This is a genomic window from Ensifer adhaerens, from assembly GCF_000697965.2.
Taxonomy (GTDB): Bacteria; Pseudomonadota; Alphaproteobacteria; order Rhizobiales; family Rhizobiaceae; genus Ensifer; species Ensifer adhaerens.
The window spans coordinates 1,693,587-1,709,575 of the sequence record NZ_CP015881.1 but is presented as its reverse complement, the minus strand read 5'-3'; the positions used below and the strand labels follow the sequence as shown (position 1 = coordinate 1,709,575).

At 63.2% G+C, this 15,989-nt stretch carries 13 protein-coding genes; 4 read left to right on the top strand and 9 right to left on the bottom strand.

Annotation, left to right across the window (positions count from 1 at the left end; genetic code table 11):
* Nucleotides 1–2 precede the first annotated feature (2 nt).
* From FA04_RS27410 to FA04_RS27390, 5 genes are read right to left on the bottom strand one after another with little or no spacing between them, the layout of a single operon-like run.
* Complete coding sequence (locus FA04_RS27410) at nt 3–1,286, bottom strand: aspartate aminotransferase family protein (protein ID WP_034787805.1); 1,284 nt, start codon at nt 1,284–1,286, stop codon at nt 3–5.
* Between the two features lie 3 nt (nt 1,287–1,289).
* Nucleotides 1,290–2,645, bottom strand: coding sequence for an aspartate aminotransferase family protein (locus FA04_RS27405; RefSeq protein ID WP_034787806.1), 1,356 nt, complete (start codon nt 2,643–2,645; stop codon nt 1,290–1,292).
* Nucleotides 2,646–2,647: 2 nt separating this feature from the next.
* On the bottom strand, nt 2,648–3,310 hold the full coding sequence (locus FA04_RS27400; protein WP_034787982.1) for an HAD family hydrolase: 663 nt from the start codon (nt 3,308–3,310) through the stop codon (nt 2,648–2,650).
* An 8-nt stretch (nt 3,311–3,318) separates the two neighbouring features.
* A complete protein-coding gene (locus FA04_RS27395) occupies nt 3,319–4,572 on the bottom strand; it encodes a Tm-1-like ATP-binding domain-containing protein (RefSeq protein ID WP_034787808.1) in 1,254 nt (417 codons plus the stop codon).
* Nucleotides 4,572–5,354: an IclR family transcriptional regulator gene (locus FA04_RS27390; protein WP_034787810.1), complete on the bottom strand. Its 783-nt coding sequence runs from the start codon at nt 5,352–5,354 to the stop codon at nt 4,572–4,574. The genes FA04_RS27395 and FA04_RS27390 overlap by 1 nt, the downstream gene beginning before the upstream one ends.
* 297 nt (nt 5,355–5,651) lie before the next feature.
* Between FA04_RS27390 and FA04_RS27385 the strand changes: the two genes are divergently transcribed.
* Both FA04_RS27385 and FA04_RS27380 read left to right on the top strand, forming a co-directional pair.
* Nucleotides 5,652–7,103, top strand: a complete 1,452-nt coding sequence (locus FA04_RS27385; RefSeq protein ID WP_034787812.1) for an APC family permease — start codon at nt 5,652–5,654, stop codon at nt 7,101–7,103.
* Nucleotides 7,104–7,174: 71 nt separating this feature from the next.
* Nucleotides 7,175–8,653, top strand: coding sequence for an aldehyde dehydrogenase (locus tag FA04_RS27380; RefSeq protein ID WP_034787814.1), 1,479 nt, complete (start codon nt 7,175–7,177; stop codon nt 8,651–8,653).
* A 45-nt stretch (nt 8,654–8,698) separates the two neighbouring features.
* On the opposite strand, the gene FA04_RS27375 is transcribed toward FA04_RS27380, so the two are convergent.
* On the bottom strand, nt 8,699–9,601 hold the full coding sequence (locus FA04_RS27375) for a LysR family transcriptional regulator (protein ID WP_034787984.1): 903 nt from the start codon (nt 9,599–9,601) through the stop codon (nt 8,699–8,701).
* Between the two features lie 176 nt (nt 9,602–9,777).
* On the opposite strand from FA04_RS27375, the gene FA04_RS27370 reads away from it, so the two are divergent.
* Both FA04_RS27370 and FA04_RS27365 read left to right on the top strand, forming a co-directional pair.
* Complete coding sequence (locus FA04_RS27370; RefSeq protein WP_034787816.1) at nt 9,778–11,505, top strand: amidohydrolase family protein; 1,728 nt, start codon at nt 9,778–9,780, stop codon at nt 11,503–11,505.
* Between the two features lie 164 nt (nt 11,506–11,669).
* Nucleotides 11,670–12,377, top strand: coding sequence for a YczE/YyaS/YitT family protein (locus FA04_RS27365; RefSeq protein ID WP_034787819.1), 708 nt, complete (start codon nt 11,670–11,672; stop codon nt 12,375–12,377).
* A gap of 84 nt (nt 12,378–12,461) precedes the next feature.
* On the opposite strand, the gene FA04_RS27360 is transcribed toward FA04_RS27365, so the two are convergent.
* The 3 genes from FA04_RS27360 to FA04_RS27350 all read right to left on the bottom strand — a co-directional run bounded on the left by FA04_RS27360 (nt 12,462) and on the right by FA04_RS27350 (nt 15,947).
* A complete protein-coding gene (locus FA04_RS27360; protein ID WP_034787822.1) occupies nt 12,462–13,715 on the bottom strand; it encodes a sensor domain-containing diguanylate cyclase in 1,254 nt (417 codons plus the stop codon).
* 148 nt (nt 13,716–13,863) lie between these two features.
* Nucleotides 13,864–14,376: a flavin reductase gene (locus tag FA04_RS27355; RefSeq protein WP_034787824.1), complete on the bottom strand. Its 513-nt coding sequence runs from the start codon at nt 14,374–14,376 to the stop codon at nt 13,864–13,866.
* An 8-nt stretch (nt 14,377–14,384) separates the two neighbouring features.
* A complete protein-coding gene (locus FA04_RS27350) occupies nt 14,385–15,947 on the bottom strand; it encodes a 4-hydroxyphenylacetate 3-hydroxylase N-terminal domain-containing protein (protein ID WP_034787827.1) in 1,563 nt (520 codons plus the stop codon).
* Between the last annotated feature and the right edge of the window lie 42 nt (nt 15,948–15,989).

Here is a 15,989-nt window from a genome sequence, read left to right as displayed (position 1 = left end):
GCTCACAGGCCCGAAAGCACGTCGTCGAGCGTCGACAGCATGACGTCGGCATTCTCGCGGGTAAACGGCATCGGCGGCCGGATTTTCGTCGTGCATTGGTGGATACCAAGCTTGCCCATCAGCACGCCTCGCTCGCGCATGCCGTTGATCACCTTTGTCGCGAGATCGCTCGCCGGTGTTTTCTCGCTGCGATCGGTGACGAGTTCCGCACCGAAGAACAGGCCACTGCCCCTGATGTCGCCGATCACGTCATGTTTGTCCGCAAGCCGCGCGAGACCCGCCTTGGCATAGGCGCCCACGGTGGCGGCGTTCTCGATGAGCTTCTCACTTTCGATCACATCGAGCACCGCCATGGCGGCAGCGCAGGATACGGGGTTGCCGCCGAAGGTGTTGAAGTAACGAAACGCCTTGCGGAAGGCATTGAGTGTTTCGCTTCCCGCGACCACGCCGCCGATCGGGTGACCGTTGCCCATGGGCTTTCCAAGCGTGACGATATCCGCAAGGATGCCGGCTTTCTGGTGCCCCCACATGTGCCTGCCGGTGCGACCGAAGCCCGGTTGGACCTCATCGGCAATCACAAGGCCGCCCGCCTTTCGGACGGCGGCGACGGCGCCGTCGAGAAAGCCGGATGGCAATTCCGGAAAGCCTTCGTTGGCGAAGAAGGGGTCGATGATCAGCGCCGAGAAGCCGTGCGGGCTCTGCTCAAGCGAGGCGATCGCTTCTTCGACCTTGGCGGTGAAGGCGGCAGCGAATGCGTCACCCGGCTCGCCGCCGAGCGGTCGGTAGCTGTCGGGTGCTGGCACGTGGCGCACGTGGCCGCCGAAGCCGCCGACCGGCGGCATTCGGGTCGAAAGCTGCGACACGGCCGCGGTGTTGCCGTGATAGGTGTGGTCGGTGGCAATCACCCCGGTTTTGCCGGTCACGGCTTGAGCCATGCGCAGCGCCACGTCATTCGCCTCGCTGCCGGTGCAGGTGAGGATCGCCGCGTCGAGGCTCTTGTCGAAGGTCGCGGTCAGCCGCTCGACATAGTCGAGAATGCCTTCGTGCAGATAGCGGGTGTGGGTGTTGAGGGTTGAGGCCTGCCGGGCGATCGCCTCGGTCACCCGCGGATGGCAATGGCCGACATGCGGCACGTTGTTGTAGCAGTCGAGATAGCGGCGGCCATCGGCGTCGAAGAGCCAGACGCCTTCGCCCCGCACCAGATGCACCGGCTCCTCGTAGAACAGCGACATGTTGCGCCCGAGCAGCCGCTCGCGGCGCGCGATCAGATCCGCGTTGCCTGTCATGGTTTATCCCCGTGCGGCGGTGAGGCCGGCGTCCAGCGCCGTCAGAATACGGGCGACATCGCCGGCGGTGATGACGAGTGGCGGCGAGAGGATGACATTGGCGCCCGAGGTTCGCACCATGACGCCGGCGTCATAGGTCACGTCCTGGACCTTCTGCACCACATCCTTCGCCGCAGCGGTCTTCTTCTCGCGATCCGAGACCAGTTCGAGCGCGCACATCAGACCCTTGCCACGCACGTCGCCGATCAGTTCGTGCCGCTCCTTCAGCGCTTCGAGACCGGCGATGAGTTCCTCGCCGCGGGCACCGGCATTCGCCGCCACGTTCTGCTTGCGCGTCTCCTTCAGCGTTGCGAGCGCTGCCGCAGCACCGACCGGATGGCCGGAGTAGGTGTAACCATGGCCGATGGATCCGGCAGCCGTCTTGTTGCTTTCGAAAGCCTCGGCCACCTTGTCGGCGATCATCACTGCGCCGAAGGGATAGTAGCCATTGGTGATCGCCTTCGCGGTCGACATGAAGTCTGGCTTCACGCCCCAGAGACGTGAGCCGGTCCAGGCGCCGGTGCGGCCGAAGGCGGTGATCACCTCGTCGGCAATCAGCAGAATGCCGTGGCGGTCGCAGATCTCGCGCATCAGCGGCATGAAGGTCTCGTGCGGCACGATCACGCCGCCGGCGCCAAGCACCGGCTCCATGATCAGCGCCGCGATGGTGTCGGCGCCCTGAAAGGCGATCTCGTCCTCGAAGAGTCGCGCGATCGACTTGGCGATGACAGCGCCGTCGGTCGTGTCGAACGGGTTGCGATAGGTATAGGGCGCCGGCAGATGATAGACGCCGGGCAGCAGCGGCTCGTAGTTGCGACGGAAATTGGCATTGCCGTTGACCGAGGCGCCGCCGAAATGGGTGCCGTGATAGCCCTTCTTCAAGGCGACGAACTTGGTGCGCTCCGGCTGGCCGTTGAGCTTGTGGTATTGGCGGGCGAGACGCAGGCAGGTCTCGACCGAATCCGAGCCCCCCGAGGTGAAGAACGAGCGCGTCAGCCCGTCCTCGCGGAACCATTCAGCGAGCTCGTAGGACAGCTCGATCAGCGGCGAATTGGTGGTGCCGCGAAAGGTCGAATAATAGGGCAGGTCGTCGAGCTGGCGGCGGATCGCCTCCTTCACCGGTTCACAGGAATAGCCGAGATTGACGTTCCAGAGACCGCCGACCGCGTCGAGCACCTTCTTGCCGTGAATGTCGACGATCTCGACGCCTTCGCCGGCATTGATGATGCGCGGCGGCGTCGCCTGCATCTCGGCCGGATGCGCCATCGGATGCCAGAGGTGGCGGGCGTTGTTCTCGATGAGGAAGTTGGTTTCGCGCATGCTCATGCTCCTGTCAGTTCGAGGCCGAGCATCTGAAGCGCTCTGGCATAGCTTTCTGCGGGGCGGGTGACGTCGAAATGGACGTGAGGCAGGCCGACGGCCCGCGCACCCTCGATGTTCTTCAACTGGTCATCCACGAAGACGCAGGCTTCGCGCGACAAACTGAGCTGGCTCAGCACCAGTTCGTAAGCGCGCGGATCGGGCTTCAGGATGTTGGTGTAGGTGGCGTCGACGATAATCTCGAAGAGCTCGATCAGCGGGAAACGCTCGCGGAACGCGACGCCATAGAAGAGGTCGAGTTCGTTGGAGAGGATCGCGAGGCGGATGCCGGCCCTGTGAGCGGCAAGGATCGCGTCGCGTGCCTCGGGCCTGAGCACCAGCTCCGGTTCGGCCCCGCGCGCCCGCTGCACGAAGGTCTTCATGTCGCTCCAGTCTTCGTCGAGCAACTGTCCAACCTCGCGCGTGCGTGTCGTCCAGTAGTCCCGTTCGGTGATCTCGCGCCGCTGCATGGCGGCCCAGAGCGGGTCGGTCGCCGGATCGAAGGGGCCGCGCCACGTGAGCGTGCCCGGCGCAAGGCCAAGTGCGCGCTCGGTGACGTCGTGGGTCTCGAATAGCGTTCGGGTGACGACGCCGCCGAAGTCGAGGATCAATGCCTTGTCGGTCATGTTCTTCGTCATGGCCGACCCTCGGGCACGATGCCGCGCGACACCCAGTCATCGAAGATCGCAAGTGCTGCTTTCGAGAATTCCGGGGCGTTGATGTGGCTGTCGACCTCAAGCAGCGCGACGCCTGACGGGATCGACCGGCGCATCTCGTCGATGAAGGCGTCGAGCGCCTCCGGTTCGAAGAGCGGCTCGTCGGGCTGATCCCACTCCTGAATCCCCTTGAGCGGCAGGATGAAGGCGACTTCGGCGCCGGTGCCGGCCAGTTTGCCGCCGATGACGCGAGCGATCTCGCGCCGCCCATGGGCTGACGTGGTGACCGAGCCGAGCAGCCGGTTGTGGGCGTGATAGGGGCGGTCGGCGAAGGCTTGCGGAACGGGCTGCCAGGCGGGCAGGTCGACCATGTCGACGGCGCCGGGCGCGACGATCTGGGGGATGCCGGCTCGCCCGGCATTTTCAAGCCGGTCCGGCCCTGAGGTGACGACCGTTCCGTGATGGTGGTTGCTGACCTCCTGGATGCAGAAGTCGAAGACGGCCGTGAAACCCTTCTCGGCCGCGATCGCCTCGAAAGCGCGCCCGCCCATGCCGGTCGAATGGAAGACGGCGACGTCGTAGCCGCGGCGCTCGAGTTCGGGTTTCAGGTATTTCATGTATTTGAGGCAGCTCGATCCCAGCGAGGTCATGCCGATCAGCGGCCGCGATCCATCCGGCTTTGTACCGAACCGCGCAGCACCGACGACCGCGCCGCAGGCCTGGGAGAGCACCGAGCGGCAGATGCCGTTGAGACCATAGAGCCCGCCAGCCCAGAGGATCATCATCAGATCAGGCGCGATGCGCTCGGGCGGCAAGAGGTGCGAATAGGCAATCGTCGAGACGATGAATTTCGGCACGCCGAGTGGTAGCGCCGCGGCGACGTCCAGCGCCAGGTCGGTGCCCATCGAGCCGCCGAGAATGATTACGCCATCGGCCTGGCCGGCCTCGTAGAGCGAACGGGTAAGGGCGGCGGCACCTGTTGCCATCAGCGCCATGGCGCTGTGTTCGTCGCCGCTGGATGCGATGGCCGCGATCGAGACGCCGGCCGCTTCGGCAATGTCGTGGCGCGAGTATTCAGGCTGATAGGGCGGGTCGCCGAGAATGCTGACATCCATCATCACAGGCAGTCCGCCGGCTTCGCGGATGACGGACGCCATGAACTGGAGTTCGTCGCATTTGGTGTCTCCCGTACCCACGACCAGGATATTGGGGAGACGGTTCATTGCATTCATCAGCCGGCCCTCCTTGCCAGCGGATCGGCAGCAACCTGCTCCAACCCGAAAAGTCTTTCGGAAATGCGTCTTGCCGCAGCCATAGCGGCGCGCCCCATCTGTTCCACCGTCTCCTTGTCGGCACGCGTTGCAGGTGCGGCGATAGCGATGGCGCCGACCGGCGTTGTGCCGGGCGCACGGATCGGGGCGGCGACGCTGACGACGCCGGTCTCAAGCCCGTGATGGCAGATCGAGTAGCCGCGCCGGAGCGTCTCGCCGAGCGTCTGGCGGAGTGCGGCCGGATCCGTCAGCGTGTGGTCGGTGAAGGCCTGGAGCGGTGCCGACAGGGCCGCGTCGATCTCCTTCTGCGGGCAGAAGGAGAGAAAGCCGAGCCCGGATGCAGTCGCGTGGAAGGGCAGGATGCTGCCGACGTCGACGATGACACGATGCGCCCGTTGCGAGTCCTCCACATGAATGGTCGACAGGCGGCCGGCGGCATATTCGGAGAGGTGGACGGTCTCGCCCGCAAGGCTTGCGAGTTCCCGCGCAAAAGGTGTCGCCACGCTCAGATAGGGAAAGCGCGCCTCGCGGATACGGGCGAGCCGCACCGGTGCACCGCCCAGCCGATAACGGCGCGTTTCCACGTCCTGCTCGACGAAGCCGTGTTTTTCCAGTTCGACGAGAAAGCGCCTGGCCGTCGCCTTGTCGAGCCCGCAGTGGCGGGCGATGTCGCTCAACCCCGCCTCTTTCTCAAGGCGCGAGATCGCGTCGAGCAAAGTCAAGGCCTTACCGATGGTGCTCATCCATTCCTCCGTTGTCGAGCGCCCCGTCAGTCCTCTTGCCTGTTCCCTCCTAAGGAGCGGTAGACCCGCTCTCCCGGTCGTTCTGGGTCGAGATACTTAACATGCGAAATAACTTGACAGGGCCAGATGCAATTTGCAAGTCTATATTTGAAGCTAAGGTTCAAATAATGAACCGAAAGACTTGCGCGGCGAAGACAAAAAGCAAGCCCCGCGCCTCAAGTCCGCTTCAGGGAGCAGCCGCCGGAGAGAAGGACCGGAGGCGAAAAGGCGTTCGCGCCAGCAAGGGGAGCCAAGACCATGACCAATTCGCCTGCGCCCGTGACCGGGGCGAACCAATTGCGCAAGAACGCCCTCGGCGTCGGCGCCGTCACCTTTCTCGTCGTTTCCGCCGCTGCACCGCTAACCGCGGTTGCCGGCGGCGTTCCATTGTCGATGATGCTCGGAAACGGTGCGGGCATTCCCGGCACCTTTCTGATCGTCACCGCGATCCTGCTTCTGTTCTCGGTCGGCTATGTCGCCATGGCGAGGCATATCCGCAATGCCGGCGCCTTCTATGCCTATACGGCACAGGGCCTCGGCGGGCTGATGGGCGGTGCCGCAGCGATGATCGCGATCCTTGCCTATAACGCGATGCAGATCGGCGTCTTCGGCCTCTTCGGCGCGGCAACGGCGGGGCTTTTCGCCGGCTTGGGGATCGATCTGCCCTGGTGGGTCTGGACCTTTATCGGCATCGCTGCGGTCGGCATTCTCGGTTATCGCCGCGTCGATCTCTCCGCCAAGGTGCTGACTGTCCTCGTCATCCTTGAATATCTGGTCGTGCTCGTCATCGACGTCGCGATCCTCGCCAAGGGCGGCGACGGCGGATTGACGACGGTTTCGTTCACGCCCTCGGCGATCCTCTCCGGTTCGCCGTCGATCGGCATTCTCTTCTGCTTCGCCGCCTTCATCGGTTTCGAAGCGACGACGATCTACAGCGAGGAAGCCCGCGATCCGGAGAAGACCGTGCCGCGTGCGACCTATATCTCGGTGCTGATCATCGGCATCTTCTACATGTTCACCTCGTGGCTGATGGTGAACGCCGCCGGCGCGGACAAGCTGGTGCCCGAACTGCAGGGCCTTGCCGATCCGACCACTTTTCTCTTCGGCCTCGCCGAACGCTATGCCGGCGGCTGGCTGCCGCCGTTGATGAACGTGCTCTTCGTCACGAGCCTCTTTGCCGGCGTGCTGGCGTTCCACAACGGTGTCGCCCGCTATCTCTACGTCGCCGGCCGCGAGCGCCTGCTGCCCGCCTCGATCGGCGTCACACATCCTGTCTACCACAGCCCGCATGTCGGCTCGCTGATCCAGACGGTTATTGCCGTGCTAATCGTCGCGCTCTTTGCGGCAACGGGCCAGGAACCGGTGCTGGCGCTGTTCTCCTGGCTGACCAACGTCGGCACGCTTGCGGTCATGACGCTGATGGCCTTTACCGCCTTTGCGATCGTCGCCTTCTTCAACCGCAATCCTGGGCTTGAAACGAACCCGCTGGTCACCAAGGTCATTCCCGTCGTCACCGGTCTGATCCTCGTTGCCGTCATCATCGCGATCGCGGCCAATTTCGGCGATCTCGCCGGCGCTACCGGCATGCTCGCGGTGTTCTTGCCGGGGCTCGTCGTGATCTTTGGGGTCATCGGGCTGTTCCTGGCGGCCTCGCTGAAATCGGGCAATCCGATTGAGTTCGCCCGCCTGGGTGCCGGCCAGGAGATCTGATCTCTCGGGAATATCGCTTTTGGGGATGGCGGCCCGCCGCCATCCCTGCAAACCAAACGGGACAGGACACGATGCAGGACAAGATCGATCAATTGCGCAACCTGCCCGTTGCGGCCCAAAAACTGTTCATCGGGGGGCGTTGGCAGGAGAGCCTCTCCGGTCAAAGCCTCGATGTCGTCTCGCCGATCGACGGCAGGCATCTGACGACGATCGCCGACGCGGCAGCCGGTGATGTCGATGCCGCGGTCCAGGCCGCCCGCGCCGCTTTCGAGAAGGGAAGCTGGTCGAAGGCTGCCCCGGCCCAGCGCAAAAAGGTTCTCACGCGCATTGCCGAGATCATCGAGGCGCAGGCACTCGAGCTGGCCGTTCTCGGCGTACGCGACAATGGCACGGAAATCTCTATGGCGCTGAAGGCCGAACCCGGCAGTGCCGCCGGCACCTTCCGCTACTATGCTGAGGCGCTCGACAAGGTCTATGGCGAGATCGCTCCGACGGCCGACAATATTCTCGGTCTCGTGCACCGCGAACCGATTGGCGTGGTCGCCGCGATCGTTCCCTGGAATTTTCCGCTGATGATCGGCGCCTGGAAGATCGCGCCGGCGCTTGCCGCCGGCAATTCCGTGGTGCTGAAACCGGCCGAGGGCGCCTCGCTCAGCCTGCTCAGGCTCGCTGAGATCTGCGCCGAGGCCGGTCTGCCAGAGGGTGTCTTGAATGTCGTGACCGGTCGCGGCGCGACCACGGGCGAGGCGATCGGCCTTCATGGCGATATCGACGTTCTCGCCTTTACCGGATCCGGCGGCGTCGGTCGTCGGCTGCTCGAATATTCCGCGCGCTCGAACCTGAAGCGCGTCTATCTCGAACTCGGCGGCAAGTCGCCGAACGTCGTCTTTGCCGACGCACCCGACCTCGACCAGGCCGCGCGCATTTCCGCCTATGGCATCTTCCGCAACTCCGGCCAGGTCTGCGTTGCCGGTTCGCGGCTGCTTGTCGAGCGCTCCATTCACGAAGCCTTCGCCGAGAAGGTGGCAGCGATCGCAGGATCCGTGAAGGTCGGCGACCCGCTGCGTCTTGCGACCGAGGCCGGTGCGATTTCGAGCGAGGTTCAACTCAAGAAGAACCTCGATTTCGTCAGAGAGGCCGAGGCTGAAGGTGCAAGGCTGCGCTCCGGCGGCAAGCGCATCCTCGAAGAAACCGGTGGCTCCTACATGCAGCCGACTGTCTTCGACGTTCAGCCGGATATGAAGCTGGCGAAGGAGGAGGTCTTCGGCCCCGTGCTTGCGGTCATACCGTTTAATGACGAGGTCGACGCACTCCGGATCGCCAACGCGACCGACTACGGTCTGGCGTCGGCCGTCTGGACTGCGAACCTGTCACGCGCGCACCGCATGGTGCGCGGCATCCGCGCCGGCGTGGTGCACGTCAATACCTATGGCGGCGCCGACAACACAGTGCCGCTCGGTGGCGTCAGGCAGTCCGGCAATGGTCACGACAAGTCGCTGCACGCGCTCGACAAATACATCGATCTGAAGACCGCCTGGATTCAGCTCTGACCCCCGGGACGACAAACCGTATCGGCGTTGGGCCGGGTAAGCCGGCTATTCCATCGTCGCCCGCAAGGCCCGGATGATCTCTTCGGCAAACATGGCGGCGGCCAGGCCGTGGCCGCGTCTTTCCCGCTGCACCAGCGAAAGCACGTTCTTTGCAAAAGTCCGGTCACGGATCTGCAGGTATGTCAGGACGCCGTTTCGCTGTTCCTCGGTAATGTCGAACTTGCTGAGGAAAGCGATGCCGTCGCCGGCCGCGGCCAGGAACTTCATCGCCTCGATGGAATTGGTGAGATAGCTCGGCTCGACTGTCAGCCCGGCCTCAGCGAAGGCGTCGGCGACGATGCCATGGATCTGCATCGACTTGTCGGCAAAGATCAGCGGGTAGAGCTGGCAATAGGCCAGCGGCAATGATTCCATGCCGGCGAGCGGGTGTTCCGGAGCAACGACCGCGCCGAGGCGGGTGTCCATCTTCCAGAGAGTCTCGACCTGCGGCGTCGGCGGGAGACTGAAGGCAAAGCCGAGGTCGGCCTCGCCACCGGCCACCGCCTGAACGATCTCGCGGGCGAACATTACCCGGATCGTGATCTTGAGGCGTGGATGGCGTGCGCCGAAGATCGCAGCCACCTTCGGCACGATGCCGCCGGCAAGGCCGTTCATTGTGGCGATGATCACCTCGCCGCTCTGCAGCGTCTTGATATCGCGAATTTCGGCTTCGACCTGGCTGTATTCCTTCATGGTCCGGCGCACATGCGCGACGAGGATTTCACCGGCCGGCGTCAGCCTGAGGCCGCGCGGCAGCCGCTCGAACAGCGGTTCGCCGATATCCTCCTCAAGCTGCAACACATGCTTGTTGATGGCCGAGGCAGCGACGTTCAGCCGTTCGCTCGCCCCGCGGATCGAGCCTGAGCGCGCCACCTCGTCGATATAGCGCAGCACGCGTGAATGCAGCATGGTCTTCCCCATTTAATCGTTCTCGAAAAGCGAACGGTACGAGCAGAAAATACTGCTTTTCGGAAGCGGTGCAATGACTTCTTATGGTTGGCGAGGGGCGCGCTGCCGGCACTGCACCCGCTGAATATGGCGGGTTATGGGCAGGCGCCGACGACTCTGAAAGTGGAGGACTATTCGTGAACCAGACTGAAGCCGCGCATTACGAAAAGGTGCGCGCCATCTTCGATATCCTGAACGGCGAGCGGGAGGCGGATCTTCTTTTGAAGAACCTGAACATCCTCGATGTTCATGGAGAGACCGTCTACCAGGGGTCCATTCTCGTCTACGACAAGCGCATCGTTGCGCTCAACCCCGACGAGACCGTCTTGAAGGTCAAGCAAGTCTTCGACGGCAAGGGCCTCTATGCGATCCCCGGCCTGATCGACGCGCATATCCATTTCGAATCCCAGCTCGCGCACCCGACGGCGCTCGCCGAGGCGATGGTTCCCTGCGGCACGACGACGATCTATGCCGAGTGCCTGGATCTGCTCAGCGCCGCCGGCAAGGAAGGCATCGAAGCGGCCGAGAGCCTTTTCCGGGATTACGAGCAGCTGCCCTATCGGCTCTATGCCTTCGCACCGGGCAAGAAGACGGCGGCATCGGTGACGGAAGCGGTGCTCAAGTTGGAACCGGTGATCGGCCTAGGGGAGTTCGAGCACTTCACCTACAGTTCCGGCAACGACGACGATTTCCGCAAGGCGGCCTGGGTCCGCGCCAAGGGCGGCTTTATGAACGGCCACTGGGGCGTCACGGCGCTCTCCGACATGATCCTCAACTACCTGCCGGCGATCGGCGTCTCCAACAATCACGACGTCTGGAACGAGAAGGATATCGAGAAGAGCATTCGTTACGGCTTCCCGACGCACATCAAGTTCGGGGTCGGCAGCAGCGAGGTGATCAAGGTGCTGTTGCGCGCGATCGTCGACCGCAAATGGCCGACCGACAATTTCATGCTCTGCACCGACAACATCTCGATCGAGCGACTGCTCACCATGGGCCACATGGACTGGATCATTTCGCTCTCGGCCGAAATGGGCATCAACCCGATCCACGCGATCAAGATGGCGACCTACAACACCGCGCGCTCTTTCCACATGGAAGACAAGATCGGTTCGCTGACGCCCGGACGGTTCGCCGATATCGTCTTGACCGACAGCCTGTCGAAGATCAATCCGCTCTACGTGTTCAAGGATGGCGAACTGGTCGCAAAAGACCGCAAGCTGCTGAAGAATGCCGACATCGACTATTCCGGCATGTGCAAGGACGGCGTTTCCGGCCTCGCCGATCTCTCGCCGGAGCAACTGGACATCGTGCCCCTGGAAGTGTCGGAAGACGGCACGCAGGCCAAGGTCTATTTGTTCGATGTCTACGGCCGCGGCCACGCCAAATTCTACCAGGAAATCTGGGTTCCGCTGAAGGATGGCAAGGTCGTTGCCGAGCATGAGGGCAAGAAGATGAGCCGGCTGTCGGTCGTCCAGCGCTATGCCGACGGCAAACGCCATGTGGTGAACGGGCTTTTCAAGGGCGTTCATGTCGATCGTGGCGCAGTGGCGACCTTTTGGCCGGCGCCGAAGCCCTATTTCGTCGTCGTCGGTCAGGACAGCGCCGAGATGTGCCATTGCCTCAAGCGGGTCGATACCCATGCCGGCGCCTGCATCGTCACCGACGACAGGGTGGAAAAGGCCGTCATGCCGCTGGAGATCTACGGGGTCATGGCGAACATGAGCGTCGAGCAACTGACGGCCAGTGCCGCTGCGATCGATGCGGCGCTCGAAGCTCTTGGCAACCGCAACGAAGGCGAACCGGTGGTCAACAAGCTGCTCAGCCTGTTCATCTCGTTGCACCGGTTCCGCTTCATGGCCTAGAGCCATTCAGAAAAAGGAGACGGGCGTTTCGGCGTCCGTCTGCCTGGAAAGTGGCGTGCTTCCGCGACAATGGGCGGACATGCCGAAAGATTTAAAAGCGCATCGCTGAGGGGGCGATGGGCCGGCGGGGTAAGGAGCTCCGCCTCGTTTCGAGGGAGGAAACAATGGCACACAATGCGGCGGAAGCCGAAATCGTCGATACCGGCAGCCTGACGCGGCGCTGGATCATGTATGTCGTCGGCATCTATGTGCTGACCTTCGGTGTCAGCCTGGCGATCCGCGCCGGCATCGGCATTTCACCCCAGAGCAGCCTGACGCGGACCATGACGCTGGTCTATCCGCCCTTCAGCCAGGGCACCTACAACTTCATGCTCGAACTGATCATGCTGTTCCTGACCTATCTGGTCCTGCCCAAGGACTTCAAGCTCAAGAACTTCGCCTCGCTGATCCCGGCTTTCGTGCTCGCGGTTTTCCTGGACTTCAACCTGGGGATCACCGAGTTCATCAAGCTCGAGGCCTATCCGCTGCGGGTGGCGCTGCTGGTCTTTGCCGATGCGGCGCTCGCCTTCGGCCTGTTCCTGATGATCCGCGCCAATCTGGTGCTGATGCCGATCGACATGTTCGTCAACACCATCTTCAAGCGCACCGGCTGGAAGTGGGGCAACATCAAGACCGGCTTCGACTGCACGCTGCTGGTTCTGTCGGCCTGTATCGGTCTGCTCTTCCTCGCAGAGGTCAAGTTCATCCGCGAAGGCACGATCCTGAACGCCATTCTCGTCGGTCAGTACATCAAGCTCTACTTCTTTCTGTTCAGGAAGTTCCAGGGCAAGGCGACACCTTCGCCGAAAGGCCTGGAAGCGGCCGCGGAATAGCACCCCGCGCGAAGATGCGAGAAGTGGCGCCCAACCGGCGCCCCTTCATCATGTGTCGTGATCTCTGCTTACGGGCGAACAGGCTTATCCGAAAGCGAGTTCGAGGTTCTGCCGGTCCCGTGCCACGACCTGGCACTTAGTTTCGAAACCGTCGCCGGCGACCACCAGGACGAGTTCCGGTGGTATGCCGGCGGAATTCGAGACCGTAACCGCCGCGCCATCGGCGCCCAGCGACCGGATGGTGCAGTCGATCCGTGAATGCCTGTCGTCGAAGAGAATGGTTCCGGCCTTCAGCACGCGCTGGCGCGGACCGAGCGGATAGCCGGCTTCGAGACTGCTCCATTCGACGCAGCGGTTTCGTCCTCCGGCCTTGGCGAGATACATCGCCGCATCCGCCTGGGCGAGCAAGGTCGCGTTATTCCTGCTATTGGCCGAAAGGGCGGCGGTGCCGAAGCTCGCAGTCACCGCGAGCTGGCCGAATTCACCGTGGATCGTCTGGGCGGCGATCGCTGCCCGCAATTTTTCCGCCGCCGTCAGCGCGCCTGTCGCGTCGACATGCGGCAGCATGACGGCAAATTCCTCGCCGCCGAGCCGCCCAAAGAGGTCGCTTGCTCGCAGATTGGACTGGCAGATGGAGGCAACGGCCTTCAAGACCTCGTCTCCTGCCGCATGCCCGTGTGTGTCGTTGACCCGCTTGAAATGGTCCACATCGAGGACGATGCAAGACAGGTCATGCTGGTGCCGCACCGCGAGCGAGATCAGCTTGTCCGCTTCCTCGCGGAAGGCGCGCCGCGTCAGCGTCCCGGTCAGTCCATCCGTCGCGGCCGAGCGGAGCAGATCGATCCGGTCCATCGCCACGCCCGCCAACTCCATCAGGATCGCAAGATCCGTCTCAGTGAACTGTCGTGGCGCGCGATCGATCGCGCACACGGTCCCGACTGTATGCCCGTCCCGCGTCTTCAGCGGGACGCCTGCGTAGAACCGAACATGTTCGGGACCGGCCACGGCCGGGTGCTGCGAAAAGCGTGCATCCTTCGTGGCGTCGTGGACGACGAGAGGCTCCTCGGCGACGACGACATATCGGCAGAAGGTCTCTTTGCGCGGGACCTCGTCGGCCGAAAGGCCGGAGCAGGCCTTGTACCATTGGCGATGTGCATCGACCAAAGAGACGATGCCGATCTCTATGGAGAAGACCTGTTTGATCAGCCGTACGACCCGTTCAAGGCCTTCATCCCTTGGCGTGTCGAGGATATCGAGATGTCCAAGGGCGGCCAAGCGATCGAATTCCCTGCCTTTCGCGTCCGTCGTCGGACGTCCGGCTGGCTCAGCAACCACCATTCCGTTTTCCTTTCTCATTCCACGCCCGGCAATAGACGCGTTTTAGGGAAAAAACAAAAGGCGCTGAACAGCAACTGGATGTGGATTGCGCCGGCTCTGTGGCGAAAGATGCTGTGTTTGTACCGAACCAGCGACGCTGCGTCCGTGCTTAACCGCCGAAACTTCCGAGCTGCGTCGGCACGTGTACATAGTTGCGGTCGAAGTAGAGCAGCGCATTGCCATCGCTGCGCGAGCGGATGCCGACGACCCGGCCGATGAGGATATGGTGCGTACCCAAGAGCCGCGCCTCGGCCAGTTCGCAGTCGAGCGAAACGATCGCATCCTTGACGGCGAAGCTGCCCGATTGCATCTCGACCCAGTCGGTGGCGGCATAGCGCGCGGCCATGTCCTGCGTCGCGCCGGCGAAATGACCGGCGAGATCCCGATGGTCGTGGCTGAGCACGTTGACGCAAAAGCGCCTGTTGTCGATGAACAGCCCGCATTGGGTGGAGTTCCGGTTCATGCAGACAAGCAGCGTCGGCGGCTCGTCGGTTACCGAGCACATGGCGGTGGCCGTGAACCCGCCGCGTCCGGCGGGTCCGTTGGTGGTGATGACGTTGACCGGCGCGCAGACCCGCGCCATCGCATTGCGAAACTCGGTCTTCGAAACGAGCGGTTCCATGGCCGGCCTCACTCGGCTGCGCTGCGAAGGGTGGCGTTGTCGTCGAGCGGCGGCAGCCAGGTATTGCCGGTCCAGCCGTTCTCGTCGTAGTCGGCCATGCACTGATCGACGAGCGCCTCCATCTCCTTCAGACGCCCGCCGCGCTCGGCGCCCTTTAACACCTGCAGCCGCACCTCTTCGGGTGCACCGGCATAGTTGAGTTCGTAAAGCGCGTGCCGCCCGCCAAACTCGGTGCCGGTCGCGTCCCAGAGCAGCTTCATGATCTTGATGCGCTCGATATGGCCCATATCGTTGGAGCCGCGCACATATTGCGCCAGATAACGATCGATCTCGGGATTGCCGAAATCGCGCGCCGAGGAGGGCAGGTAGATCAGGCCGGAGGCGACGACCCTGCGGATCGTCTCGACGACGCGCGGATAGGCCTCCGACATGAAGGTGCGGTAGGAAAGCGCAGCTTCGAGATTGGGCAGCACCGCGCCGTCGGCCCAGGGAATGGGGTTATGCGCCATGGCGTTGGAGAAGCTCCAGAACATGTGTCGAAGGGCAATGACCTCGCCGAGCGCCGCCTGGTTGCCGCGGAAGGCGTCGCCGCCGGTCGCCCTCAAAGCCTTGGCAAGCAGGCCGGCGAGGAAGTCGAGTTTCACCGCGAAGCGGGTGCAGCCCTGGAAGCAGTAGCCGTGCATGAAGCCGGAGGCCGGGTGGAAGGAGAGGATCTTGGCGGCGTCGCGCAGCACCAGAACATCCTCCCAGGGCACGAAGACATTGTCGAGCACCAGGATCGCGTCATTCTCGTCGAAGCGCGACGACAGCGGATAGTCGAAGGGATGGCCGACCGTGTTGGCCGTCTGCTCGTAGGAGACCCGGCAGAACATCTTGATGCCCGGCGCGTTCATCGGAACGATGAACATGACGGAGAGCGAGGGATCCTCGGTCGCCGTCGCCGAGCTCTGTGCGAGGAAATTGTAGTGCGTCAGCGCAGAGGAGGTTGCGACCACCTTGGCGCCGGAGACGTAGATGCCGGCATCCGTTTCCTTGGTGATGTGGACGAACACGTCCTTCACCGCATCCGCCGGCTTGTGGCGATCGATCGGCGGATTGACGATCGCATGGTTCATGAAGAGGGCGGCTTCCTGGGCGCGTCGGTGCCACGCGAGCGCATTGTCCTTGAACGGCCCGTACCAGTTGGCATTGGCGCCCAGCGTGTTCATCAGCGCCGCCTTGTAGTCGGCGGTGCGGCCCATCCAGCCATAGGACATGCGTGCCCACTCGGCGATCGCGCCTTGCTGTGCCGCAAGATCGGAGGAGGAGCGGGCGACGCGGAAGTATTTGTGGGTGTAGCCGCCCGAGCCCGTGTCGGTCGGTGACGTCAGGATATCCTTCTTCGCCGGGTCGTGCAGCGCGTCATAGAGCCTTGCGAGCGACCGGGCGGAATTGCGCATCGCCGGATGGCTGGTGACGTCGTGGACGCGCTCGCCATTGATATAGACTTCGCGGCCGTCGCGCAGGCTTTCCAGATATTCGGCGCCGGTGAAGGGCCGCGCCCTGTCGGCGCGGAAATCCTCTGCTCTCATTTTCTCCTCCTTGAGTTTCGTCAAGGCTAGGCGTTGAAATCG